The sequence below is a fragment of the Rubrivivax rivuli genome (genome assembly GCF_004016505.1).
Taxonomy (GTDB): Bacteria; Pseudomonadota; Gammaproteobacteria; order Burkholderiales; family Burkholderiaceae_C; genus Rubrivivax; species Rubrivivax rivuli.
The window spans coordinates 306,674-330,080 of record NZ_SACR01000006.1; the positions used below are offsets into that span (position 1 = coordinate 306,674).

Here is a 23,407-nt window from a genome sequence, read left to right on the forward strand (position 1 = left end):
TGCCGCCCATGACCCGCTTCCTCCACACCGCCGACTGGCAGATCGGCCGCCAGTACGGCAGCTTCGACCCCGACGACGCCGTGCCGCTGGCCGAGGCGCGTTTCGCCGCCGTCGAACGCATCGCCGCCACCGCCACGGCCGAGCAGGTCGACGCCGTGCTGGTGGCCGGTGACGTGTTCGATGCGCAGACCGTCTCGGCGCGCAGCATCCGCCGCCTCTTCAACGCGCTGCAGGCCTACGCCGGCCCGTGGGTGATGATCCCCGGCAACCACGACGCCGCGCTCGCCGAGAGCGTGTGGACGCACGCGCAACGCCTGGGCGCGGTGCCACCGAACGTGCACCTGGCGCTGGCACCGGGCGTCATCGAGCTGCCGCAGGCGCGCCTGGCCTGCCTGTGCGCGCCGCTGACGCAGCGCCACACGCACGGCGACCTCACGGCCTGGTTCGACACCGCCGCCACGCCCGCGGGCTGGCACCGCGTGGGCCTGGCGCACGGCGCGGTGCAGGGCCTGCTGGCCGAAGGCATCGACGCGGCCAACCCCATCGCGCCCGACCGTGCCGAGCGCGCGCGCCTGAGCTACTTCGCCCTGGGCGATTGGCACGGCACGCGCCGCATCGACGCCCGCACCTGGTACAGCGGCACGCCCGAGCCCGACCGTTTCCGCAACAACGATGCGGGGCAGGTGCTGCGCGTGGACCTGCCCGACGACCCCGCGGCCGCCACGCCGCCGCAGGTGCAGGCGCTGGCCAGCGCGCAGTTCCGCTGGCAGCAGCACAGCGCCGCGCTGCAGGTGCCCAGCGATCTGGATGCGCTGCTGGCCGGGCTGGCCGCGGCCGGTGCGCAGGACGTCATCGAACTCACGCTCAGCGGCGCGCTGGACCTGCCCGCCCACACGCGGCTGCTGCAGGCGCTGGACGAGACCGAGGCGCGCGTGCGCTGCCTGCGCCGCGACCTGGCGGCCCTGCAACTCGCGCCCACCGAAGCCGACCTGGCGGCGCTGCACGCCGACGGCTACCTGGGCGAGGTGATCAACGCGCTGCGCCAGACCCCGGGTGAGCAGGCGCGCAGCGCGCAGGAGGCGCTGGCGATCCTGACGGGCCTGTTGGCCGCGCGGAGGCCCGCGCCATGAACGCAGGTTTCCAGCTGACCCGCCTGCGCGTGGCCGAGCTGCGGCGTTTCCGCGAGCCCTTCGAGCTGCGCGAGCTGCAGCCCGGCCTCAACCTCTTCAGCGGCCCCAACGAGGCCGGCAAGAGCACGCTGGTGCGCGCGCTGCGCGCGGCCTTCTTCGAGCGCCACCGCTCCACCAGCGTGGACGACCTGCGGCCCTACGGCGACAGTGCCGCTGCGCCCAGCATCGAACTCGATTTCGCGTTCGGCGGCACCGCCTACCGGCTGAGCAAGAGCTTCCTCGGCAAGAAGCGCTGCGAGCTCTTCATCGGCCCGCAGCGCCTGGAAGGCGTGGCCGCCGAAGACGCGCTGGCCGAATTGCTGGGTTTCCAGTTCGCGGCCAAGGGCGCCAGCCGCGAAGAGCACTGGGGCATTCCTGGCCTGTTGTGGATCGAGCAGGGCGCGGCCCAGGCCGTGCAGGGCGCCGTGCTGCACGCCGCCGACCACCTGCGCAAGGCGCTGGAAGCCCACCTCGGCGAGGTGGCCGCCAGTGGCGGCGACGACGTGGTGGCCCAGGTGCGCGCCTGGCGCGACGAGCTGCTCACCAGCACCGGCCGCCCCAAGGCCGTGCTGCAGAAGGCGCACGACGACGCGGCCGCGCTGGCCGCGCAGGTGGAGGCCTTGCAGACCGCGGTGCACAGCTACCGCAGCCAGGTCGACCAGCTGCGCGAACTGCGCGCCGCCCACGCCGCCGACGAAGCCGCGGCGCCCTGGGCCGCGCTGCGCCAGCAGCAGGCCGCGGCGCAGCAGGCGCTGCAGGCCGCCGAAGCGCAGGCCAGCGAACGCACGCGGGTGCAGGAACGCCTGCGCCAGGCCGAGGGCCTGCGCAGCCTGCTCGCGCAGCGCCTGGCCGATGCCGAACGCCAGCAGCAGGGCCTGCAGGCCCGCCAGGCGGCCATGCAGGCGGCGCAGCTGCGTTTCGAGCAGGCCGCCGAACGCGAGGCCCAGGCCCAGCGTGTGGAAGCCACGGCCATGGCCGCGCTGCAGGCCGCGCGCGCCACGTTGGCCGCGGCGCGCCAAGCCGACACGCGCCGCGTGCTCACGCGCCAGCTGGCCGATGCCGGCGCGCGCGCCACCGAACTCGCCGCGCTGCTGCAGCGCGCCAGCGCGGCGCACGAACAGGCCCAGCGCCTGCAGCAGCAAGCCGCAGCGCTGCAGCTGCCCGCGCGGGAGCTGGCCACGCTGCGCCAGCAGCAAGGCCGGCTGCAAGAGCTGCAGATCCGCCAGGCTGCGGTGGCCACGCGACTGCAGCTCGAGCTGGTGCCCGGCGCGCAAATGCAGCTGCAAGGCGCCGCCGGCGGCACGGCCGAAACGCTGTCGGGTGACACCGAGCGCCTGCTGCTCACGCCCACCGTGCTCACGCTGCCGGGCCTGGGCCGCCTGCACATCGCCCCTGGCGGCCCCGACCTGCCCGCGCTGGCCCAGCAGCAGGCCGCGCTGCAGGACGAACACACCGCCCTGCTGCAGCGCCTGGGCCTGGCCAGCCTGGCCGAGGCCGAAACCCGCGCGCAGCAGCACGCCCAGCGCGTGGCCGAAGCCTCGGCCGCGGCGCAGTTGCGCGACAGCCTCGTGCCGCAAGGCCTGGACGCGCTGCGCAGCGATCTGCACGCCGCGCAGGCGCGCGAGGCCGAAGCGCGCACGGCGCTGGCGCAGCTGCCGCCTGCACCCGAGAACGACACCGCCCCCGGCCTCGCACTGGCCGAAGCCGAACGCCGCCACGAAGCCGCGCGCGGTGCGGCCGAAGAGGCCACGCGCGCGCTGCAGGCCGCGCGCCACGCCCAGGCCAGCGCCGCCGGCCAGCGCGACGCCGCCGTGCACGAGCACAGCGCCTTGCAGGCCACGTTGGCCGACCCCGCCTGGCAGGCCCAGCAGGCGCAGTGGCAGCGTGACCTGGTGGAGGCCACCGCGCTGCACGCCACGCAGCAGCGCGAGCTGGCCGAGGTGGAGCAGCGCATCGCCGCCGCCCGCCCCGACATCCTGCGCCAGGACGTGCAGCGTTACGGCCGCAGCGCTGACGAAGCCGAGCAGCAGCACCGCGCCCGCGAACGCCAGATCGTGCAGCTGGAAACCGCGCTGGCCGGGGCCGGGGCCGACGGCCTGGAAGAAGAATTGGAACGCCAGCGCAGCGCGCACGCGCTGGCTGCGCGCCGTGCCGAAGAGCTGCAGCGCCGTGCCGATGCGCTGAGCCTGCTGCTGCACGAACTCGACAGCCGCCGCCAGGCCCTCACGCAGCGCCTGCAGGCCCCACTGCAGCAGCACCTGAACCACTACCTGCCGCTGCTCTTTGCCGGCAGCGCGCTGGCGGTGGACGAACGCCTGGTGCCTGGCGCGCTCAGCCGCCCCGGCCCGCGCGGGCCCGAGGCCGCCGACTTCGAGACGCTGAGTTTCGGCGCGCGCGAGCAGATGGGCGTGCTCGCCCGCCTGGCCTACGCCGACCTGCTGCGCGAAGCCGGCCGGCCGACGCTGGTGATCCTGGACGACGCGCTGGTGCACAGCGACACCGAGCGCCTGGCGCAGATGAAGCGCGTGCTCTTCGACGCCGCGCAGCGCCACCAGGTGCTGCTCTTCACCTGCCACCCGGCGCTGTGGCGCGACATGGGCGTGGCGGTGCGTGCGCTGCCGACGGGCTGAGCCGCGACAGGCCGCTCTGTGCATCGGCTTGCGCCAGGCCGTTCAAGATGCCGCAGTGCGCGGCGTCGTTCGGCCCGGCGCACTGCTGGCGCAAGGCCTTCAGCTGCTGCTGCAGTTGGCGCAGTTCGCGCAGGCGCTGCGCGACGTGGCCGATGTGGGCGTCGAGCAGGGCATTGACTTCACCGCAGGCCGCCTGCGGCGCGTCTTTCAGCCGCAGCAGCACGCGGATCTCGTCCAGGCTCATGTCCAGCTGCCGGCAGTGCCGCACGAAAGCCAGCCGCGCCAGGTGGGCCGGGCCGTACTGGCGGTAGTTGCCTTCGCTGCGCGGCGGTGGCGGCAGCAGGCCCTCGCGCTCGTAGTAGCGGATGGTCTCGACCGGGGTGTTCGCCGCCTGGGCCAGTTCGCCGATCTTCATGGGCCTGCTCGTCCTGTCGCAAGGTTGCGGGTGCGAGGAGGTCCCCCCGCATGCCGCGCAGCATAGCCCTTGACCCTGAAGCCGCTGCAGGGTTTCCAATGGATCCACATTCACTGCGAAGCCCGTCATGAGCCACGCCTGCCACAGCCACGGCTGCACGCCGCCCGCCTCCGGCCAGAGCCCGCGCTACCGCCGCGTGTTGTGGGCCGCGCTCGTCATCAACGCGTGCATGTTCGTGGTGGAACTGGTCGGCGGGCTGCAGGCCGGCTCGGTGTCGCTGCTGGCCGATGCGGTCGACTTCTTCGGCGATGCGGTGAACTACGGGCTGTCGTTGCTGGTGCTGGGCATGGCGCTCACCTGGCGGGCGCGCGCCGCGCTGCTCAAGGGCCTGAGCATGGGCGCCTTCGGCGTCTTCGTGCTGGGGCGCGCGGCGTGGACGCTGGCCGAGGGCACCGTGCCCGAAGCGGTGACCATGGGGGCCATCGGCGCGCTGGCGCTGGTGGCCAACGTGGCGGTGGCCGCCATGCTCTACGCCTGGCGCGATGGCGATGCGAACATGCGCTCGGTGTGGTTGTGCAGCCGCAACGACGCCATCGGCAACTTGGCCGTGATGGCCGCCGCGCTGGGCGTCTTCGGCACCGGCAGCGCCTGGCCCGATCTGGCCGTGGCCGTCGTGATGGGCGTGCTGGCACTCACGGCGGCCCGTGCCGTCATCACGCAAGCCCGTGCCGAACTGCGGGGCGTGGCGGCCGCCTGAGCCTGCGGCGGCCGCGCTCATGCGCAGGTTTCGGCCGCCCGAACGCCGAAGCCTGCCGTTCATCGCATCGGCCGCCCGGGCACCGTGGCGCCTGCCTAGAGTGCCGGGCATCGATCAACCCAGGAGCCTTTCGTGCCTGTGCCCCGCCCCCTCGTGCTTGCCGCCCTCATCGCCGCCACCCTGCCGGCCCTCGCGCAGACCCCGCCTGCGCCGGCCAAGACCGTCATCACCAGCCTGGAGCAGCTGCCCCGCCGCACCCTGCAGCTCGACAAGCTGCCCAGCCAGTACCTGAATGCGCCGCGCGCCGAGGTGCTGGCCCTGGCCGAGCAGCTGGAGAAGAACGCCAAGGCCGACCTGGCCGCCTACGAGATCCGTGATGCCGCCACGATGCGCAGCTACGTCGGCACCCTGCTGACGCTGGCGCAGTTCAAGGGCGACTGGGCGGCCGTGCCCGGCCTGGTGGCGCAGCTGCGCCAGCTGCAGGACAAGCCCGGCCCGCGCGCCACCACGGGCGTGCTGGCGCTGCTGCTGGCCGAACAGCAGACCGGCCAGAAGGACGCGGCCTGGGTGCGCGCCGAGGTCGAGAAGCGCTACGCCGCGCTGAATTGGGCCGATACCGCCGATCTCATCAAGGGCACCAAGGGCCAGTTCGAGCTGCTGAACCCGGCGCTGGTGCGCGGCTCCTTCGAGCAGCAGCTGGACGTGGCGGCCCGCAACATGAACCTGAAGGTGCCCGAGGGCCTGGTCGGCTCCATCATCGGCGCGCGCCTGCAGGCCGAGCTGATCTTCCCGTTGAAGGACGCGCTGGTGGGCGGCCTGCAGGCCGTGATCGACCGCCAGGCCGCGCAGACCGCGGCCAAGCCCGACATCTGGACGCCGCGGCAGTTCGCCATTCCCGCCACCGCGAAGGCCAGCCCGGTGGGCGTGGGCATCTGGGATTCGGGCGTGGACCTGAAGCTCTTCCAGACCACGGCCGCGCCGGGCCTGGCGATGAACGACGACGGCACGCTCAACCGCACGGATCTGCTGCGCCCGCTGGGCGAGGCGGCACCGCGCTGGCCGCAGCTGCGCCAGCTGGTCAAGGGCAGCATGGACCTGCGCGCCGCGCTGGACACCGAAGACGCGCGCCGCCTGAAGCAGGCCGTCTCCACGCTCAAGCCCGAGCAGGTCAAGGCCTTCCAGGAAGACCTCAGCCTGGCCAGCGTCTACACCCACGGCACGCACGTGGCCGGCATCGCGGTGGAGGGCAACCCCTTCGCGCGCGTCTACGCCGCCACCATGCTCTACAGCCACCTCAGCGAGCCGACCTTGCCCACCGAGGAGCGTTCGCGCCGCTGGGCCGAGGGATACAAGGCCATCGTCGAAGGCTTCAAGGCGCAGAAGCTGCGCGTGGTGAACATGAGCTGGCGCTACGGCGTCTCGGCGCACGAAGGCGCGCTCACCTGGCACAACGTGGGCGCTTCGCCGGAAGAGCGCAAGCAGATGGCGCGCAAGCTCTTCGCGATCGAGCGCGAGGCGCTGCGCGCGGCCATCGCCAGCGCGCCGGAGATCCTGTTCGTCGCGGGCTCGGGCAACGAGGACAACAGCGCCGATTTCGCCGAGTACATCCCCGCCGGCCTGCAGCTGCCCAACCTCATCACGGTGGGCGCGGTCGACAAGGCCGGCGACGAGACCAGCTTCTCCACCTTCGGCAAGACGGTGGTGGTGCACGCCAACGGCTTCGAAGTGGAAAGCCTGCTGCCTGGCGGCGACCGCGTGAAGTTCAGCGGCACCAGCATGGCCAGCCCGCAGGTGGCCAACCTGGCGGCCAAGCTCTTTGCGCTGAAGCCCGATCTCACGGTGGCGCAGGTGAAGGACGCCATCATTCGCGGCGCCGAGCCGCGGGGCCGTGTGCAGCTGGTGAACCCGCGCCGCAGCGCCGAGCTGCTGGGCCTGAAGCCCTGATGCGGCCGGGCGAGGCCGCTGCGGCACCGCAGGTGCTGCAGGCCCTGTGGCAGGCCGCGGGCCTGGCGCCTGCGGCGCTGGGTGACATCGAGCTGCCCGCGCGGGGCCCGGTGCTGGCTTCTTCCTTTGCCATCGCGCCGGCCTTGCAGGCCAGCCTGGGCGCTGCGGCGCTGGCGGCCGTGCAGCGGGGCCGGCTGCGCGGCGGGCCGGCCCAAGGCGTGCGTGTGGACGCCGAGCATGCCGTGCTGGAGAGCCTGTGCTGGTTCACGGTGGACGGCCGCGAGCCTGCGCTGTGGGACCCGCTCTCCGGCCTGTACCGCACCGCTGACGGCCACGTGCGCGTGCACGCGAACTTCGCCCACCACCGCGACGGCGTGCTGCGCCTGCTCGGTTTGCCCGAGGGCGCCGGCACCGAGCGTGCGCGTGTGCAGGCGGCGCTGGCCGGCTGGCGCGCGCTGGACTTCGAGGCCCAGGCCGCCGAGGCCGGCCTGGTGGTGGCGGCGGTGCGCAGCTTCGCCGAGTGGGACGCGCACCCGCAAGCCGCAGCGCTGCAGGCGCAGCCCCTGGTGGCCATCGATCGCATCGGCGACGCGCCGCCACGCCCCTTGCCTCCTTGGCAGGCCGGCGGCCTGCCGCTGGACGGCCTGCGCGTGCTCGACCTCACGCGCATCCTGGCCGGGCCTGTGGCCGGGCGCACGCTGGCCGGCTACGGCGCCGACGTGCTGCTGTTGAACTCGCCGCGCCTGCCCAACATCGAGGCCATCGCCGCCACCAGCTGCGGCAAGCTCAGCGCGCATCTCGACCTGGACGAAGCTGGCGGCCCGGCAGCCCTGGCGCAGCTGGTCCGCGGGGCCGATGTCTTCATGCAGGGCTACCGGCCGGGCGCATTGGCGGCGCGCGGCTTTGCACCGGCCGACGTGGCGGCCTTGTCACCGGGCATCGTGGCCGTCAGCCTCTCGGCCTATGGCCCCAGCGGGCCCTGGGCGGGGCGGCGCGGTTTCGATTCACTGGTGCAGACGGCCACCGGCTTCAACGCGGCCGAGGCCGAGGCCTTCGGCAGCGCCGAGCCCCGCGCCTTGCCGCTGCAGGTGCTGGACCATGCCGCCGGCTACCTGCTGGCCTTCGGCGCGCAGGCCGCGCTGCTGCGGCAGGCGCAAGAGGGCGGCAGCTGGCACGTGCAGGTTTCGCTGGCCGGTGTGGGCCGCTGGCTGCGCAGCTTGGGCCGCACCCCGCCTGTGGCGCCCGAGCGCCCGCCGCTGGCACCTCATGTCGAAACCTTGGACAGCGGCTTCGGCCGGCTGCAGACCCTGCGCCACGCGGCGCAGTTCTCGGCCACGCCGGCGCACTGGCGGCGCCCATCGATGCCGCCGGGCTCGGACCCGGCGGCCTGGCCGCCCGCTCGCGCGCACTGAGCTGCTTCAAGGGACAATCCACGCTCTTCTTCACTGACTTCCCCGGGCCCCCCGGCGCCCAGGCCGGCACGGCCCCATCCGATGCGCACCCGTACGAACCGCGATTCCAGACCGGGCCGGCCAAGGCCCGCCTCCGAGCACCGCCCCGGCAGCGCGCCGTCCACGGCCTGGCTGGAAGCCCAGGCCGCCTTCTCTGCCCCGCCAGCCGCTGAAGCGCCTGCGCCGGCGGTCGGCCTGGTGCCGGTGGTGGTGCGGCGCGGTCGGCCGCTGGAGGCCCTGGCAGACCGTTCGGCCGCCTCAGGCAGCGAGGCCGCCGAAGCCGCGGCAGCTGATGCAGCGCGGCCGGCGCGCGTGTTCCGCGTGGTGTCGGCGCCCGCGCCCACGCCCGCGCCAATGCCCACGCCCGGCGCCGCCGTGGCCCTGGCGGCAGAGTCTCTGGAAGCCACACGCCGGCCCCGCCTGCGCCGCACCCGGCGCAGCCAGCAGGCCCCGGGCGTGGCCACCGTCATCAGCTTTGCCCCACCGCCCGGGGCGGTGCTGCCCTACCGCGAGCAGATGGCCCGGCTCGGTGAGCTGATGCGCGCGATCGACGAAGCACTGGCCGTTGCGCGCCAGGCGCGCAGCTTCGAGCCGACGCTGCCCTGAGGTCGGCGCCGGCCCGGCCAGACGGCCTGCGCCCTTCCTTTTGTTGACCTGGATCACGCTTGGGCGTGCAGCACCCAGCACCGCAGCGGCGATAGTTCGAAGCGACGGCCTCGCCTTCATGGCAGGGCCTGCCGAAAAGCCCACCAGGGACCCAGACCGGGCAGCCAGCCCGGCAACGCTGCACGACTCCAGGACCAAGGAGACTCCATGGCCTCCCAAGAGCCGGGACACCCGGCCCAACGGCCACGCCGCCGCCTCTTGCAGGGCGTGGCGGCCGCACTGGCGCTGGCCGGCACGGGCCGGGTGCGCGCAGGCGCGAGCGCCGCGCCGCGCATCGCCCACGTGATGAGCTTCGATTCGCCGTGGCGCTGGACCGATGGCCAGCTCGAAGGCTTCCGCGAAGGCCTGGGCCTGCCCGCCGCCGAGATCGCCATCTTCCAGATGGACACCAAGCGGCATGCCAGCGAAGAGGCCAAGGCCGAGCGCGGCCGGCTGGCGCGCGCCTTCGTCGACGGCTTCCGCCCCGACCTGCTCTACGCCAGCGACGACGACGCGCAGCAGCACGTCACGCGCCATTACCTGGGCAGCCGCCTGCCGCTGGTCTTCAGCGGCGTGAACCGCGACCCTGGGGCCTTCGGCTTCGATCGCGCTTCCAACGTCACCGGCGTGCTCGAGCGCGAGCACGTGGCCGAGACGCTGCGCCTGCTGCGCGAGCTGGTGCCGGGCTGGCGCCGCCTGGTGGTGCTGTCCGACCACGGGCCCTACTGGGACGCCGTGATCCGCCGCGTGCAGGAAGGCGTGGCTGCGGTCGGCGGCGTGACGCTGACGCAGGTGGTGCGCACGCAGCAATTCGAGGCCTACTGCCAGGCCGTGGCGGCGGCACAGGGCCAGGCCGACGCGCTGCTGCACCTGGGCATCCTGGCGCTGGTGGACGCCGCCGGCCGCCCTGTGCCTTACCAGGCGGTGCAGCGCTGGGTGGTGGAGAACAGCCGGCTGCCCGATGCCAGCTTCTGGATGGACCGCGTGCATCACGGCACGCTGGCTTCGGTGACGGTGTCCGAGATCGAGCAGGGGCGTGCCGCCGGCCGCCTGGCCCGCGCCATCCTGGTGGAGGGCGCTGCGCCGGCTTCGCTGCCGATGCAGCCCACCGCGAAAGGCCAGCCGGCCATCAGCCTGCAGCGCGCGCGGGCGCTGGGCATCACGGTGCGCAGCACGCAACTGCTGCAGTCGCAGATCGTCCGCCACTACGACTGGGAAGCGCACCGGTGATGAAGGCCCTGGACCCGCGGACCTGGACGGTGTGGCGTTGGGGCCTGCGCCAGCGCATCGCGGTGGTGGCCGGCCTCGGGCTCGTGCTGGCCATCCTGGCTTCCACGCTGGCCAGCCGCGCGCTGGCCACGGCCCAGCTGCGGCAGGCGCAGCAAGACCGCGCGCAGGCCATCGCCGAGAGTCTGGCGGTGCAGCTGCAGCGCATCCTGGCGCTGGGCCTGCGCATCGACGAGATCCAGGGCTTCGAGGCGCAGGGGTTGGAAGCGCTGAAAGCCCACCAGGGCCTGGCCTACGTGCTGGTGCTGGGGCCTGCGGGCGCGCCGCTGGCGGCCGTGGCGCCCGGGGGCGAGCCTGCCCGCGTGGTCGCCGAGGTGCAGGCCGCTCTGGCCCGCCACGGCCCGCGGCCTGCGGCGCTCAGCGACGGCAGCCATGCCGTGGCTGCGCCGGTGCGCGATCTCACGCAGACCACGGTGGCGCAGGTGGTGGTGGGCTTCCCGCAGGCCTTGCTGGACGATGCCGAGGCTGCGCTGCTGCGCACACACGCCGCCGTGGGCCTGGCCACGCTGGTGGTGGCGCTGGTGCTGCTCTGGCTGGCGATGTCGCAGCTGGTCACGCGGCCCGTCGCGCGCCTGGTGGCGGCGATGAACGGCATCGACACGGCCAGCGCCGGAGCGCTGGCGGCGCAGCCGCGTGTGCACCACGACCCCGACCTCGTGGCCATCGACGAAGCCGTGCGGCGGCTGCTGGCGCGCATCGCCGGGCACGAGGCCGAGCTCACGCGGGCGCGCGACGAGGCGCTGCAGGCCAGCCGCATGAAGAGCGAGTTCCTCGCCGTGATGAGCCACGAGCTGCGCACGCCGCTGAACGCCGTGCTGGGCATGGCGCAGCTGCTGGAGCGCACGCAGCTCGACGCCACGCAGCGCCGCTATGTCGGCCATGTGCGCGAGGGCGGCGGCCTGCTGCTGGCGGTGGTCAGCGATGTGCTCGACCTCGCCACCATCGAGGCCGGGCGCCTGCAGCTGCGGCCCCAGGCCGTGGCCCTGCTGCCCTTGCTGCAGTCGGTGCTGCAGCAGCACGAGCCCCTGGCGCGCGGCAAGGGGCTGGCCTTGCAGCTGGTGCCGCACGCTTCGCTGCCCGCCTGGGTGATGGCCGACCCGCAGCGCCTGCGCCAGATGCTGGGCCATCTGATCGGCAACGCGCTGAAGTTCACCGAACAGGGCGAGGTGCTGCTGAGCGCCGCGCCCGCGCCCGGCGGCGTGGAACTGTCGGTGCGCGACACGGGGCCGGGCATCCCGGCGGCCTTCCAGCCGCATCTCTTCGAAGCCTTCCGCCAGGCCGACACCGGCCTGCAGCGCCAGCACGGCGGCACGGGCCTGGGCCTGGCCATCGTGCAGCGCCTGGCGCAGGCCATGGGCGGCGAGGTGCGGGCGCAATCGGTGCCCGGCCAGGGCGCCACCTTCACGTTGCTGCTGCCCTTGCCAGCGGTGCCGGCTCCCCCGCCTGGGGGATGAGGCCCGAGCGTCGGGCGTTCCGGTCTGCCGCCGCTCCTAGACTTGGTGGGGCCGCCGCAAGGAGCGGCGGTTGTTCATCCAAATCGAAAAGGGAGCTCTTGTTCATGAAGTCCATCATCGCCGCCGCGGCCGTCGTCACGCTCAGCGGTTGCGCCAGCATCATGGGGACGCCGACGCAGACGGTGCCCATCAGCAGCACGCCCAGCGAGGCCAAGGTCGTGATCGCCGACGAAGCCGGCGTCGAAGTCTTCGCCGGCAACACGCCCACATCGGTCACGCTCAACAAGAGCACTGGCCGCTACTGGGGCAAGAAGAACTTCACCGTCACCATTTCCAAGCCCGGCTTCCAGACGCAGGTGATCCCCATCACCGCCAGCGCCAACGGCTGGTACATCGCGGGCAACTTCGTCTTCGGCGGGCTGATCGGCTGGTTCGCCGTCGACCCCTTCAGCGGCAGCATGTACACGCTCTCGCCCGAGGCCGTGGCCGCCACCTTGCCCGCCGAGAAGGCCGCGCACAACAACAAGGCCACCGACGGCAGCATCTCCATCGTGCTGTTGCAGGACGTGCCGGCGAACCTGCGCGACAAGCTCGTGCGCGTGCAGTAAGCGCGCCCTGCGGCGCCGCTGCGCGGGCCGCAGGCGCCTTGACTCGCCCCACCGCCCTGGCGGACAGTGCGCCGATGAACCCACCGTCCGACACACCGCCGGGCCTCCTGCGCCAGGTCTTCGCCTCACCCCCGGCGCGGGTGCTGCTGCTCGGTTTCGTGCTGCTGATGATGATGGGCCTGAACGCCGACGTCATGACCAGCTACGCCGGGCAGCCCGTCAAGTCGGTGCAGCACATCCTCGCGCTGGCCGTGGCCGGCTTCGCGGTCTACATCGGCCATGCCCGCCTGGTCGAGCAGCGCGAGGCCGATGAACTGCGCCTGCAGGGCATGGGGCGCGAGTTCGGCATCGGCCTGCTCATCGGCGCGGGCCTCTACACCGCCTGCGAGCTGGCGCTGATGGGCCTGGGCCTGTACCGCATCACCGGCCTGAACCCGCTGTCCTTCCTCGTGCCGGCCATCGCCATGGCCGTGAGCTCCAGCGTCTTCGAGGAACTGCTCTTTCGCGGCGTGCTGTACCGCTCGGTGGAAACCTGGCTGGGCAGCTGGGCGGCGCTGGCGGTGTCGTCGCTGGTGTTCGGCCTGTCGCACCTGCTCAACCCGCAGGCCACGCTGGTGGGGGCGCTCTTCATCGCGGTGGAGGCCGGCATCCTGCTGGGCGCGGCCTTCATGCTGACACGCCGGCTGTGGGTGAGCATCGGCTTCCACATGGCCTGGAACTACACGCAATCGGCGGTCTTCTCGAGCATCGTCTCCGGGAACGACGCCGCGCCCGGCCTCATCCGGTCCACCGTCAACGGTCCCGATCTGCTCACCGGGGGCCAGTTCGGGGTGGAGTCTTCGGTGCTGGCGCTGGCCTTGTGCACCACCACCGGCGTGGTGATGCTGGTCCTGGCGGTCCGGCGCGGCCAGGTCGTGCCGCCGGCCTGGAGGCGGCCGCGCTGAGCTCAGGTCGGCGCCGCGCCGGCCGATAAGGGATGAACGATGATGGAGGCTGCGCCCGCATGGCGCGCAGCGCTGGGGCCCAAAACCGATCATGCACCGACGCCTCTTGCTGAAGACCTTGCCGGGTCTGTCTTTCGGGCTGGGCGCGTGCACCGCGCCCCCCGCGCCCTTGCGGGTGGGGGCCATCGCCTTCGCGGGCTACGCCTTTCTCTTCCTGGCCGAGCGCCTGGGCCGGTTGGACGCCTCGCGGCTGCGCCTCAACGAGCTTCGCTCCAACACCGACGCGCTGCGTGCCTTGTCCACCCACCGCATCGAGGCGGCGGCGCTCACGCTGGACGAAGTGATCACGGCCGTGCACGAAGGCGTGCCCATGAAGGTGATCGCCGTGCTCGACAGCTCGCAGGGCGCCGATGCCGTCATGGCCCGCCCGAGCATCGCCGAGCCCGCCCAGGCCCGCGGCTGCCGCATCGGCGTGGAGGCGACCGCCACGGGCGGCCTCGTGCTCGGCGCCTTCCTGGAGAAGGCCGGCCTGAAGCCCGGCGACGTGCAGCCCGTGCCGATGCGGCTGGCGCAGGCCGCCGAGGCCTACAGCGCGGGCCGTGTCGATCTGGCCATCACCGCCGAGCCCTGGGTCACGGCGCTGGAGAGCCTGGGCGCGCGCCGCCTGTTCGACAGCCGCGAGATGCCCGGCCGCATCGTCGATGTGCTGGCCGTGCGCAGCGAGTCGGGGGCCTCGCATGCCGGCGCGCTGCGTGCCCTGCTGGCTGCTCACTTCGGCGCGCTGGCGGCCTACCGCGCCAACCCGCAGGCCTTGGCGGCGGAACTCGCGCCGTGGCTGAAGCTCCCGGTGGAGCAGGTGCCGTCGGCCTTTCGCGGCCTGCACCTGCCCACGCCTGAAGAGAGCCGGCAGCTGCTGGCCCCTGGCGGTGCAGTGGCCGTCGGCCTGCCCGGCCTCGTGAACCTGATGCGCGAACTTCGCCTGCTGGGCGGTCCGGTGGATGTCAGCACCTTGATCGACACGCGCTGGTTGGCAGCGCCCCCTTGAGGCCGCAGCGATGAGCGCACGGGCCCTGGCCTTCGCCCCCAGCCTGCGCGTGGCGCTGCCGGCTCTGCTGCTGCTGCTGCTGACGCTGGCGATCGGGGTGACCTACACGCACCAGGTCGAACACCACCACCGCGCCGTGCAGGAGCGGGCTTCGCGCGACCTGCTGGTGGTGGCCGAGCAGCTGGCCCGCCTGGCCGAAGACGGCAGCGCCGATGGCGCCGAACGGGCAGCGGCGGCCGTGGCCCTGGCCGCCACGGATGCGCGCGCCGTGGCGGTGGCGCTGATCGAGCCTGGGGGCCGCATCGGCGTGGGCCACCGCTCGGTCCTGGACGGCCAGGCTGCCACGGCCGCGCTGCTGCCGGGGCACGACGCCGCGCGTGCGGCCCTGGCCCAGGCCACGCGCCAGCCCCAGCAGTGGCCGCACGGCGAACACCGCCTCGTGACGGCGCTGTCTTACCTGCAGCCAGCGCCGCCGGGCGCCGCCGGCCTGCGTGCGCTGGAGCGCGGGCTGGTGTGGGTGGTCTTCGACACGCGCGACGAAAGCGCGCGCGCGGTGCAGGTGGCGCGGCTGGAGCTGCTGCCCGTGGCGCTGGGCACGCTGGTGGTGGCGCTGCTGCTGATGTTCATCCTGCACCGCCAGGTGACGCGGCCGTTGCAGCTGCTGGGGCGGGCCAGTGGCGAGCTGGCGCAGCGCGGCCGCCTGGACGAGCCGGTGCCCGAGGTGGGCCCGCGCGAGATCCGCCGGCTGGCGCGGCGCTTCAACGAGATGGCGCGCCAGATCGAGCAGGCGCGCGACGAGACCGAGTCGGCACGCGCGCGCATCAGCTCGCTCGTCGAATCGGCCATGGACGCCATCATCTCGGTGGACGGTGAACTGCGCATCGTGATGGTCAACCGCGCCGCCGAACAGATGTTCCGCGTCGAGCAGGCCCGGCTGCTGGGCCAGACGCTGGACTGCCTGCTGCCCGAGCGTTACCGCGCGCAGCACCCGGCGCAGATGCGCCAATTCGCCGACAGCGGCGTCACCGCGCGGCAGATGGCCGCGCATTCGGTGGTCTCGGGCCGCCGCTGGGATGGCGAGGAGTTCCCGGCCGAGGCCTCCATCTCGCGCAGCCGCATCGGTGGCGATGCCTTCATGACGGTGATCCTGCGCGACATCACCGAGCGGCGCCGCGCCGAAGACCGCATCCATGCGATGAATGCCAGTCTGGAGAGCACGGTGTCCCAGCGCACGGCCGAGCTGGAGCGCGAGCGCGAGCGCCTGGCCGCCGCCAAGGCCCAGGCCGACGCAGCCAACGTGGCCAAGAGCCGCTTCCTGGCCAACATGAGCCACGAGATCCGCACGCCGATGAACGCCATCATCGGCATGACGCACCTGGCCCTGCGCACCGCGCTCAGCGCGCAGCAGCGCGACTACCTGCGCAAGATCCAGAGCTCGTCGCAGCACCTGCTGGGCGTGATCAACGAGGTGCTCGATTTCTCCAAGATCGAGGCCGGCAAGCTGACGCTGGAGCACATCGATTTCCAGCTGCTGCCGGTGCTGGACAACGTGTTCACGCTGATCGGCGACAAGGCGGCGCAGAAGGGCCTGGAGCTCGTGCTCGACCTCGACCCCGAGGTGCCCGCCTACCTGCAGGGCGACCCGCTGCGGCTGGGCCAGGTGCTGATCAACCTCGGCAGCAACGCCGTGAAGTTCACCGAACGCGGCGAGGTGGTGGTCCGCGTGCAGCGCAGGGCCGCCGAAGCCGGGCCGGCGCCGGGCGTGGCGCTGCGCTTCGAGGTGTGCGACACCGGGCCCGGCCTGAGCCCGGCGCAGGGCGCGCAGCTCTTCACCAGCTTTCACCAGGCCGACGCCTCCACCAGCCGCCTGCACGGTGGCACCGGGCTCGGCCTGGCCATCTCCAGGCGCCTGGTGCACCTGATGGGCGGCGAGATCGGCGTGCAGGCTGCGCCGCAGCAGGGCTCGGTCTTCTGGTTCGAGGTGACCCTGGCCGAGGGCACCGCGCCCGCACCGGCCCCCGAGCTGCCCCAGCTGCGCGGCCAGCGAGTGCTGGCCGTGGACGACAACGAGGCCGCGCTGGAAGTGCTGCAGCGCCTGCTGCGCAGCCTGGGCCTGGTGTGCGAGGCCCAGCGAGACGGCGCGCGCGATGGCGAGCAGGCGCTGCAGCGTGTGCGCGAGGCCGCGGCGGCGGGCGAGCCCTACGACTTCGTGCTGCTCGACTGGGGCATGCCGCGGATGGACGGCATCGAGGCTGGCCGTCGCATCCAGGACCTGGCGCTCGAGCACCCGCCGCGCCTGCTGCTGGCCACGGGCCGTGGCCGCGACGAGGTGCTGCGCGAGGCGCAGGACGCCGGCTTTGCCGCCGTGATGGTCAAGCCCGTCAATGCCTCGCTGCTGCTCGACAGCCTGCTGCTGAGCCAGGCGTCGCTGCATGGGGCTGCTGCCGAAGCGCGCGCCGGCGGCACGGCGCCCGCTGCCGTGCTGCGGGCCTTCTCGGGCCGCGCGCTGGTGGTCGAGGACAACGAGATCAACCAGCAGATCGCGCGCGAGATGCTGCAGGACCTGGGCCTGCAGGTCACCACCGCGCGCCACGGGCAACAGGCCCTGGCCCTGCTGGACAGCGAGCCCGCCTTCGATCTCGTGCTGATGGACGTTCACATGCCGGTGATGGACGGCCTGACCGCCACGCGCCAGCTGCGCACCGACCCGCGCTGGGCGGCGCTGCCGGTCATCGCGATGACGGCCAACGTGCTGAACGAGGACCGCGAGCGCTGCGAGCAAGCCGGCATGAACGACTTCGTGCCCAAGCCCGTGGAGGCCGAGCAGCTGCAGGCCGTACTGGCGCGCTGGCTCCAGCCCCATGCGGCTGCCGGCGACGTGCCGGGTCGCCTGGCGCCGGGGGCCGATGACCCCGCACCTGCCGCGCCGGCCGCTGCCGCGCCGGTGGCGGCCCTGCTGCAATTGCTGGAGGCTGGCGACCCCGATGCGCTGGCCTGGATAGACACCCACGGCGCAGCGCTGCAGCCCCTGCTCGGCCCGCGCCTGCACCTGCTGCTGGCGATGGTCAGGCGCTTCGATTTCGCCGAAGCGCAGACCCTCCTGCAAGCCGCCCTCTCGGAGAACCGTCCATGACCGCACCCTCCGCCGCGCCCCAGCCCCTGCTGCTCATCGTGGACGACATGGCCGACAACCTCTCGCTGATGGTCAGCCTGCTGCGCCCGCACTACCGCGTCAAGGTGGCCAACAGCGGCCTGCGCGCGCTGGAGCTGGCCGCGGCGGCGCCGCAGCCCGACCTGATCCTGCTCGACATCATGATGCCGGGCATGGACGGCTACGAGGTCTGCCGGCGCCTGAAGGCCGCGCCAGGAACGGCCGCCATCCCGGTGATCTTCCTCACCGCCAAGGCCGAGGTCGACGACGAGGCGCAGGGCCTGGCGATGGGCGTGGTGGACTACATCACCAAGCCCATCAGTCCACCCATCGTGGAGGCGCGCATCGCCACGCACCTGCGGCTGAAGGTCGCCAACGACCTGCTGCGCGACCGCGGCGCCTGGCTGGAGACCGAGGTGGCGCGCCGCACGCGCGAGAACGAATCGCTGCAGGACGTGGTGGTGCTGGCCATGGCCTCGCTGGGCGAGACGCGTGACAACGAAACCGGCAACCACCTGCGCCGCACGCAGCACTACGTGAAGTGCCTGGCCACGCAGCTGCAGCACCACCCGCGCTTCGCGGGCGAGCTCACGCCCGAGGCCATCCGGCTGCTGTACAAGTCGGCGCCCATGCACGACATCGGCAAGGTGGGCATCCCCGACGCCATCCTGCTCAAGCCGGGCAAGCTCACCGCCGAGGAGTTCGAGGTCATGAAGACCCACACGACGCTCGGCTACGAAGCCATCCACCGCGCCGAGCTGAGCCTGGGGCATGACTTCGACTTCCTGCGCTTCGCGAAGGAGATCGCCTTGTCGCACCAGGAGAAGTGGGACGGCAGCGGCTACCCCCAGGGCCTGGCGGGCGAGCAGATCCCGGTGTCGGCGCGGCTGATGGCGCTGGCCGACGTCTACGACGCGCTGATCAGCCGCCGCGTCTACAAACCCGCCTTCAGCTTCGAGCAGGCGCGCGAGATCATCCTGGCCGGTCGCGACCGCCACTTCGACCCCGACATCGTCGACGCCTTCGTGGCGGTGGAGGCGCAGTTCCACGAGATTGCCGCGCGCTTCGCGGATTGATCGGCGGCCGTGCCAAAGACCCCGGACGACCCGGAAACCCCCTCAAGAACCGAGGTCGGGGGTCGACAACCCGAAGGTGCGGGCAGTTCAAGGTTGTAGCGGTGTTCCCGGTGCGGAACCCGGCGGGCTGGTCGTCATGCTTTCCCACTGACGGACGCTGTACGCCGCCTGCCGGCCGTGGAGGCCGGCGCGTGAATCGGGGCTTCGGGGCCCTGGCCTGCAGTTGTCTTTCGACGCTTGAAGGTGACGCGATGAAGACAACGAGCTTTCTGGACCGCACGTCCCTGCGGCGCTTGCTGCGGGGTGCCATGCTGTCTGCCGCGATGGGGGTCTTGTGCCTCTGCGCGGTCAGCCTCTATGAAAGCCACCGCAGCAAGGTGCTGGCCGAAGCGCTGGTGCGCGACGTGCACATGGCGCGCGCCGCAGGCATGGTGGACATGATGCACGACGCCTTGCGCTCGGACGCGCTGGCGGCGCTGCTGGCCGGCCCGCAGGCCGAAGGCGCCGAGGCGGCGGCCATCCGCAAGGACGTGGTCGAGAACGGCAAGACCTTGGCCGAGCAGCTCGACATCCTGCGCAAGGAGCGTGGTGACCAGCTCGGCCAGGTGGAGCGGGCCGCCATCGAGAAGGCCGGGGCCTACCGCGCTGCCGCGGCGGCGCTGGTGGAGGCCGCGCTGACCGACACCGCGCGGGCGCAGGCCCTGCGGCCGGCCTTCGAGCGGGCCTTCGACGAGCTGGAAACCGAGCTGGAGGCCCTGTCGGGCACCATCGAAAAAGAGGCCGAGCAGCGGGCCGCCAGCGTGAACACGTTCTTCGTGCAGACCCTCAGCGCCACGGCCGGGGCCATCGTGCTGGCCTTGCTGGGCCTGGCCGCGCTGTGGACCGTGGCGCAGCACCTGATGCGCGCACTCACGCGCAGCCTGCGCGTGGCGCAGGCCGTGGCCCAGGGCGACCTGAGTGGCCGCGTCACGGTGCACGGCAGCAACGAGGCGGCGCAGCTGCTGGGCGCGCTGGCGCGCATGAGCGAGAGGCTGCGCGAGATCGTGCAATCGGTGCGCCACAACAGCGACGGCGTGGCCACGGCCAGTGCAGAGATCGCCAGCGGCAACCTCGACCTGAGCCAGCGCACCGAACGGCAGGCCAGTGCGCTGCAGGAGACCGCCGCCTCGATGGAGCAACTGGGCAGCACGGTCAGGGCCAGTGCCGACAACGCGCGCCAGGCCAACCAGCTGGCGCTGAGTGCCAGCAGCGTGGCCGTGCAGGGCGGCGACGTGGTGGGCCAGGTGGTGGCCACGATGAAGGGCATCAACGAGAGCAGCCGCAAGATCGCCGACATCACCGGTGTCATCGACGGCATCGCCTTCCAGACCAACATCCTGGCGCTGAATGCGGCGGTGGAAGCCGCGCGGGCCGGCGAGCAGGGCCGGGGTTTTGCCGTGGTGGCCAGCGAGGTGCGCAGCCTGGCGCAGCGCAGTGCCGCGGCGGCCAGGGAGATCAAGGGACTGATCAGCGCCAGTGTGGAACGCGTGGAGCAGGGCAGCCTGCTGGCCGACCGCGCCGGCAGCACCATGAGCGAGGTGGTGCAGTCCATCCAGCGCGTGACCGACATCATGGGCGAGATCAGCGCGGCCAGCAGCCAGCAGAGCGCGGGCGTGGGCCAGGTCAGCGGTGCGGTGAGCCAGATCGACCAGGCCACGCAGCAGAACGCCGCGCTGGTGGAAGAAAGCGCCGCCGCGGCAGAAAGCCTGCGGCAGCAGGCCGAGCGGCTGGTGGCCTCGGTGGCGGTGTTCAAGCTGGGCGGCGAGAGCCACAGCCCGGCCTAGCCGCTCAGCCCTTCGTCGCCCCCATCGTCAGCCCCGCGACGAACTGCTTCTGCAGCACGAAGAACAGCAGCACCGGCGGCAGTGCCGCGACGATGGAACCGGCCGAGACCAGGTGCCACTGCGAGACCCAGGCGCCGTTCAGCGCCTTCAGGCCGCCGGTCACCGGCATGGCGTGTTCACCCTGGATGAGCACCGTGGCCCAGAAGTAGTCGTTCCAAACGAAGGTGAAGACCAGCACCGCCAGCGCAGCCAGCGCCGGGCGCACGAGCGGCAGCACCACGCGGCGGAAGATCTGCCACTCGGTGGCGCCTTCGAGGCGGGCGGCTTCCACCAGCTCCATCGGCAGCTCGCGGATGAAGTTGCGCATGAAGAAGGTGCAGAAGCCGGTCTGGAAGGCGATGTGGAAGAGCACCAGGCCCGTGATGCTGTCGTACAGGCCCAGCTGCAGGCTGAGGTCGCGCACCGGCACCATCAGGATCTGGAAGGGCACGAAGTTGCCGCCCACGAAGATGAAGAACACCAGCAGGTTGGCCTTGAAGCGGTAGACGCCGAGCGCAAAGCCGGCCAGGCAGGCCAGCCCCACCGCGCCGATGACGGTGGGCACCGTCACCAGAAAGCTGTTGCCGATGTAGCGCAGCACCGGGGTCTGCGTGAAGACCTCGGTGTAGTTCGCGACCGTCTGCCATTGCGTGGGCCAGCCCCAGTAGTTGCCGGCCACGATGTCGGCCGGCCCGCGCACGGAGGTCAGCGCCACCGCAATCAACGGCAGCAACCACACCACCAGGGCCACGGGCAGTGCCACGCGGTAGAGGGTGCGCACGGGCAGGCCCGTGCGTTCGATGGGCGTGGGGAACATCAGGCCAGGTCCTTCTCCTGGCGCCAGATGCGCCAGAGCACGAAGAGGATGTAGACCAGCATCAGCGCAAACAGCACCGTGGCGATGGCCGTGCCGTAGCCCATGCGGTAGCCGTACTCCGACAGCGCCTGCTCGTACATGTAGTACGCCAGCACGCGCGAGGAGCCGTAGGGCCCGCCGGCGGTCATGATGGACACCATGTCGAAGCTGCGCAGCGAGCCCACCACCGTCACCACCACGGCGATGAAGGTGGCCGGGCGCAATTGCGGCAGCACCACGCGCCACAGCATGGGCCAGCCTTGCGCGCCTTCCAGCCGCGCGGCCTCGATGAGGTCGGGGCGGATGCTGTTCAGGCCCGTGAGGTACAGGATCATGCAGTAGGCCACCTGCGGGTACAGGCCCGCGGCGACGATGGCGAAGGTGACCCAATCTTCATCGGCCAGCACCGCCAGATCAGGCTGGCCGATGAGCCCGAAGACATGGTTCACAAGGCCCAGTTGCGGGTTGTAGAACCAGGTGAACACCAGGCCGATGACCACCTGCGAGATCACGAAGGGGAAGAAGAACAGCGACTTGATGGCGCGGATGCCGAACACCGTCTGGTTCAGGAAGAGCGCCAGCGCCAGGCCCAGCGGCACGGCCAGCATGAAGCCCACCAGCCACAGCAGGTTGTTCCACAGCGCGGTGCGGAAATCGGCGTCGTGGATCAACTCGGCGTAATTGCCCAGGCCTATCCAGCGCGGCGTGCCCAGGCCGTCCCAGTCGTAGAAGCTCAGGCGTATCGATTGGCCGATGGGCCACACCACGTACAGCACGAACAGCACGAAAGCCGGCGCAAGAAACAGCCAGGGTGCGAGCTGGCGCTGGTGGCGCACCCACCAGCTGTCGGCCTCGGCGGCCTTCACTTGTAGGCGCGCTGGCGCACGCTCTCCAGGCGCTTGAGGATCTCGCCGCGCATCTCGGGCTTGAGCATGTAGCGCTGGAAGCCTTCCATGCCGGCCTTGGCCATCTCGGCCGGTGCGTCGCGGTCGTAAAACTGGCCCAGGCCCTGCGCCTTGTTCAGCAGCGCGAAGCCGTCACGCAGGTAGGGGTCGGCCGGCACCGGGGCGGACTGGTTCACGGGCAGCTGGCCCAGCGTGGCGTTCATCTGCGCCTGCACGTCGGCGCGGGCCAGGTAGGCCAGGAAGCGCCGTGCATCGGCCTTGTTCTTGGCGCGCGCCGGGATGTGCGCGGTGTCGGTGGGCGCGTCTTCGGCCTGCGGCACCTCGTTGATCTTCGGGAAGGGCATGAAGCCCAGCTGCGCTTCGGTGAGGCCGCCCTTCTTCATCAGGTCGAGCGCGAAGTTGCCCATCAAGTACATCGCGGCCTGTCCTTTCACGAAGGCGGGCACGGCGTCCTGCCAGTCCATGGCCGCGTGGTTGGCGAGGAAGTAGCCGGGCTTGACCAGCTCGTCCCAGCGGTCGAAGACGGCCTGCACGCGCGCATCGGTGTAGGGCACCTGGCCGTTGGTCAGCTGCATGTGGAAGGCGTGGCCGTTGACGCGCAGGTTCAGGTAGTCGAACCAGCCCGCCGTGGGCCACAGCGCCTTGCTGCCGATGGCAAACGGCGTGATGCCCGCGGCCTTGAGCTTGGCGCTGGCGGCCAGCAGCTCGGGCCAGGTGCGTGGCACCGCCACGCCGTGGCGCGCGAAGAGGTCCTTGCGGTAGTACAGGCCCCAGGGGTAGTAGGTGTAGGGCACACCCCACTGCTTGCCGTCCAGCGTCATCGCGGCGTGGGCCGACTTCAGCTGCGTGGCCAGGCCTTCCTTCGCCCACAGGTCCGACACGTCTTCGAAGAGCCCGGCCTTCACGAAGGGCGCCATGCGGTTGCCGGCGTACCAGGTCACGACATCGGGGGCCTCGGCGGTGAGGAAGTTGCGGATGCTGGTCTTGAAGCCTTCGTGGTCGAAGGTGTTGATCTTCACCGTCACGTCGGGGTGGGCCTTCATGAAGCTCTTGGCCACCTGCTCCCAGGCGGCCCGTGGCGCGGGGTCGGAAGCGTCGGTGTTGATCACCAGCGTGCCGGCCTGGGTCAGGGTGGCCAGGGCCAGGGCGGCCGTGGCCAGCAGCGTGCGGGCGGTGGACAAGTTCTTCATCGGTGGTTTCCTCCGGGG

General features: G+C 72.1%; 18 protein-coding genes. 14 read left to right on the forward strand and 4 right to left on the reverse strand.

Annotated features, from left to right (window positions below; all coding sequences use genetic code 11):
* Positions 1–8 precede the first annotated feature (8 nt).
* Positions 9–1,130: a metallophosphoesterase family protein gene (locus EOE66_RS19890; RefSeq protein WP_128230476.1), complete on the forward strand. Its 1,122-nt coding sequence runs from the start codon at positions 9–11 to the stop codon at positions 1,128–1,130.
* Positions 1,127–3,799, forward strand: a complete 2,673-nt coding sequence (locus EOE66_RS19895; protein ID WP_128230477.1) for an AAA family ATPase — start codon at positions 1,127–1,129, stop codon at positions 3,797–3,799. Before EOE66_RS19890 ends, EOE66_RS19895 begins: the two co-directional genes overlap by 4 nt.
* Here EOE66_RS19895 and cadR read toward each other — a convergent pair.
* Positions 3,735–4,214 (reverse strand): Cd(II)/Pb(II)-responsive transcriptional regulator, encoded by a 480-nt coding sequence (gene cadR, locus EOE66_RS19900; RefSeq protein WP_128230478.1) that lies wholly within the window; start codon positions 4,212–4,214, stop codon positions 3,735–3,737. The two genes, EOE66_RS19895 and cadR, sit on opposite strands and share 65 nt — an antisense overlap.
* Before the next feature lie 127 nt (positions 4,215–4,341).
* Between cadR and EOE66_RS19905 the strand changes: the two genes are divergently transcribed.
* The 12 genes from EOE66_RS19905 (at position 4,342) to EOE66_RS22425 (ending at position 20,399) form a co-directional block, all read left to right on the forward strand.
* Positions 4,342–4,971: a cation efflux transmembrane domain-containing protein gene (locus EOE66_RS19905; protein WP_128230479.1), complete on the forward strand. Its 630-nt coding sequence runs from the start codon at positions 4,342–4,344 to the stop codon at positions 4,969–4,971.
* A 132-nt stretch (positions 4,972–5,103) separates the two neighbouring features.
* Entirely contained in the window at positions 5,104–6,915 is a 1,812-nt protein-coding gene (locus EOE66_RS19910; protein ID WP_128230480.1) for a S8 family serine peptidase, read from the forward strand.
* Positions 6,915–8,327 (forward strand): CoA transferase, encoded by a 1,413-nt coding sequence (locus EOE66_RS19915; RefSeq protein WP_128230481.1) that lies wholly within the window; start codon positions 6,915–6,917, stop codon positions 8,325–8,327. The genes EOE66_RS19910 and EOE66_RS19915 overlap by 1 nt, the downstream gene beginning before the upstream one ends.
* Before the next feature lie 81 nt (positions 8,328–8,408).
* A complete protein-coding gene (locus EOE66_RS19920; RefSeq protein WP_128230482.1) occupies positions 8,409–8,972 on the forward strand; it encodes a hypothetical protein in 564 nt (187 codons plus the stop codon).
* Between the two features lie 207 nt (positions 8,973–9,179).
* Entirely contained in the window at positions 9,180–10,241 is a 1,062-nt protein-coding gene (locus EOE66_RS19925; RefSeq protein WP_205702762.1) for an ABC transporter substrate-binding protein, read from the forward strand.
* Positions 10,241–11,752, forward strand: coding sequence for a sensor histidine kinase (locus tag EOE66_RS19930; protein WP_128230483.1), 1,512 nt, complete (start codon positions 10,241–10,243; stop codon positions 11,750–11,752). The genes EOE66_RS19925 and EOE66_RS19930 overlap by 1 nt, the downstream gene beginning before the upstream one ends.
* A gap of 104 nt (positions 11,753–11,856) precedes the next feature.
* Positions 11,857–12,360, forward strand: coding sequence for a hypothetical protein (locus EOE66_RS19935; RefSeq protein ID WP_128230484.1), 504 nt, complete (start codon positions 11,857–11,859; stop codon positions 12,358–12,360).
* A gap of 74 nt (positions 12,361–12,434) precedes the next feature.
* On the forward strand, positions 12,435–13,304 hold the full coding sequence (locus EOE66_RS19940) for a CPBP family intramembrane glutamic endopeptidase (protein ID WP_128230485.1): 870 nt from the start codon (positions 12,435–12,437) through the stop codon (positions 13,302–13,304).
* Between the two features lie 91 nt (positions 13,305–13,395).
* Positions 13,396–14,349, forward strand: a complete 954-nt coding sequence (locus EOE66_RS19945) for an ABC transporter substrate-binding protein (RefSeq protein WP_128230486.1) — start codon at positions 13,396–13,398, stop codon at positions 14,347–14,349.
* A 10-nt stretch (positions 14,350–14,359) separates the two neighbouring features.
* The gene (locus EOE66_RS19950) at positions 14,360–17,482 is read left to right on the forward strand and encodes a response regulator (RefSeq protein WP_128230487.1); all 3,123 of its coding nucleotides are present in this window, start codon (positions 14,360–14,362) and stop codon (positions 17,480–17,482) included.
* On the forward strand, positions 17,479–18,576 hold the full coding sequence (locus tag EOE66_RS19955; RefSeq protein WP_128230488.1) for a response regulator: 1,098 nt from the start codon (positions 17,479–17,481) through the stop codon (positions 18,574–18,576). Before EOE66_RS19950 ends, EOE66_RS19955 begins: the two co-directional genes overlap by 4 nt.
* A 251-nt stretch (positions 18,577–18,827) precedes the next feature.
* Positions 18,828–20,399 (forward strand): methyl-accepting chemotaxis protein, encoded by a 1,572-nt coding sequence (locus EOE66_RS22425; RefSeq protein WP_310733115.1) that lies wholly within the window; start codon positions 18,828–18,830, stop codon positions 20,397–20,399.
* 4 nt (positions 20,400–20,403) lie between these two features.
* Here EOE66_RS22425 and EOE66_RS19965 read toward each other — a convergent pair whose 3' ends face one another.
* Genes EOE66_RS19965 through EOE66_RS19975 form a run of 3 tightly spaced genes read right to left on the reverse strand, consistent with a single transcriptional unit; the run spans position 20,404 to position 23,389 of the window.
* Positions 20,404–21,255 (reverse strand): carbohydrate ABC transporter permease, encoded by an 852-nt coding sequence (locus tag EOE66_RS19965; RefSeq protein ID WP_128230489.1) that lies wholly within the window; start codon positions 21,253–21,255, stop codon positions 20,404–20,406.
* Positions 21,255–22,160, reverse strand: a complete 906-nt coding sequence (locus tag EOE66_RS19970; RefSeq protein ID WP_128230490.1) for a carbohydrate ABC transporter permease — start codon at positions 22,158–22,160, stop codon at positions 21,255–21,257. Before EOE66_RS19970 ends, EOE66_RS19965 begins: the two co-directional genes overlap by 1 nt.
* The gene (locus EOE66_RS19975; protein WP_128230491.1) at positions 22,157–23,389 is read right to left on the reverse strand and encodes an ABC transporter substrate-binding protein; all 1,233 of its coding nucleotides are present in this window, start codon (positions 23,387–23,389) and stop codon (positions 22,157–22,159) included. Before EOE66_RS19975 ends, EOE66_RS19970 begins: the two co-directional genes overlap by 4 nt.
* Between the last annotated feature and the right edge of the window lie 18 nt (positions 23,390–23,407).

Bases quoted from the DNA above. Each gene is read 5' to 3' on its own strand.
- EOE66_RS19940 (WP_128230485.1), top strand. From the start codon at position 12,435: ATGAACCCACCGTCCGACACACCGCCGGGCCTCCTGCGCCAGGTCTTC.
- EOE66_RS22425 (WP_310733115.1), top strand. From the start codon at position 18,828: ATGAAGACAACGAGCTTTCTGGACCGCACGTCCCTGCGGCGCTTGCTG.
- EOE66_RS19920 (WP_128230482.1), top strand. From the start codon at position 8,409: ATGCGCACCCGTACGAACCGCGATTCCAGACCGGGCCGGCCAAGGCCC.
- EOE66_RS19975 (WP_128230491.1), bottom strand. From the start codon at position 23,389: ATGAAGAACTTGTCCACCGCCCGCACGCTGCTGGCCACGGCCGCCCTG.
- EOE66_RS19955 (WP_128230488.1), top strand. From the start codon at position 17,479: ATGACCGCACCCTCCGCCGCGCCCCAGCCCCTGCTGCTCATCGTGGAC.
- EOE66_RS19890 (WP_128230476.1), top strand. From the start codon at position 9: ATGACCCGCTTCCTCCACACCGCCGACTGGCAGATCGGCCGCCAGTAC.
- EOE66_RS19950 (WP_128230487.1), top strand. From the start codon at position 14,360: ATGAGCGCACGGGCCCTGGCCTTCGCCCCCAGCCTGCGCGTGGCGCTG.
- EOE66_RS19915 (WP_128230481.1), top strand. From the start codon at position 6,915: ATGCGGCCGGGCGAGGCCGCTGCGGCACCGCAGGTGCTGCAGGCCCTG.
- EOE66_RS19925 (WP_205702762.1), top strand. From the start codon at position 9,180: ATGGCCTCCCAAGAGCCGGGACACCCGGCCCAACGGCCACGCCGCCGC.
- EOE66_RS19895 (WP_128230477.1), top strand. From the start codon at position 1,127: ATGAACGCAGGTTTCCAGCTGACCCGCCTGCGCGTGGCCGAGCTGCGG.
- EOE66_RS19935 (WP_128230484.1), top strand. From the start codon at position 11,857: ATGAAGTCCATCATCGCCGCCGCGGCCGTCGTCACGCTCAGCGGTTGC.
- EOE66_RS19945 (WP_128230486.1), top strand. From the start codon at position 13,396: ATGCACCGACGCCTCTTGCTGAAGACCTTGCCGGGTCTGTCTTTCGGG.
- cadR (WP_128230478.1), bottom strand. From the start codon at position 4,214: ATGAAGATCGGCGAACTGGCCCAGGCGGCGAACACCCCGGTCGAGACC.
- EOE66_RS19965 (WP_128230489.1), bottom strand. From the start codon at position 21,255: ATGTTCCCCACGCCCATCGAACGCACGGGCCTGCCCGTGCGCACCCTC.
- EOE66_RS19930 (WP_128230483.1), top strand. From the start codon at position 10,241: ATGAAGGCCCTGGACCCGCGGACCTGGACGGTGTGGCGTTGGGGCCTG.
- EOE66_RS19905 (WP_128230479.1), top strand. From the start codon at position 4,342: ATGAGCCACGCCTGCCACAGCCACGGCTGCACGCCGCCCGCCTCCGGC.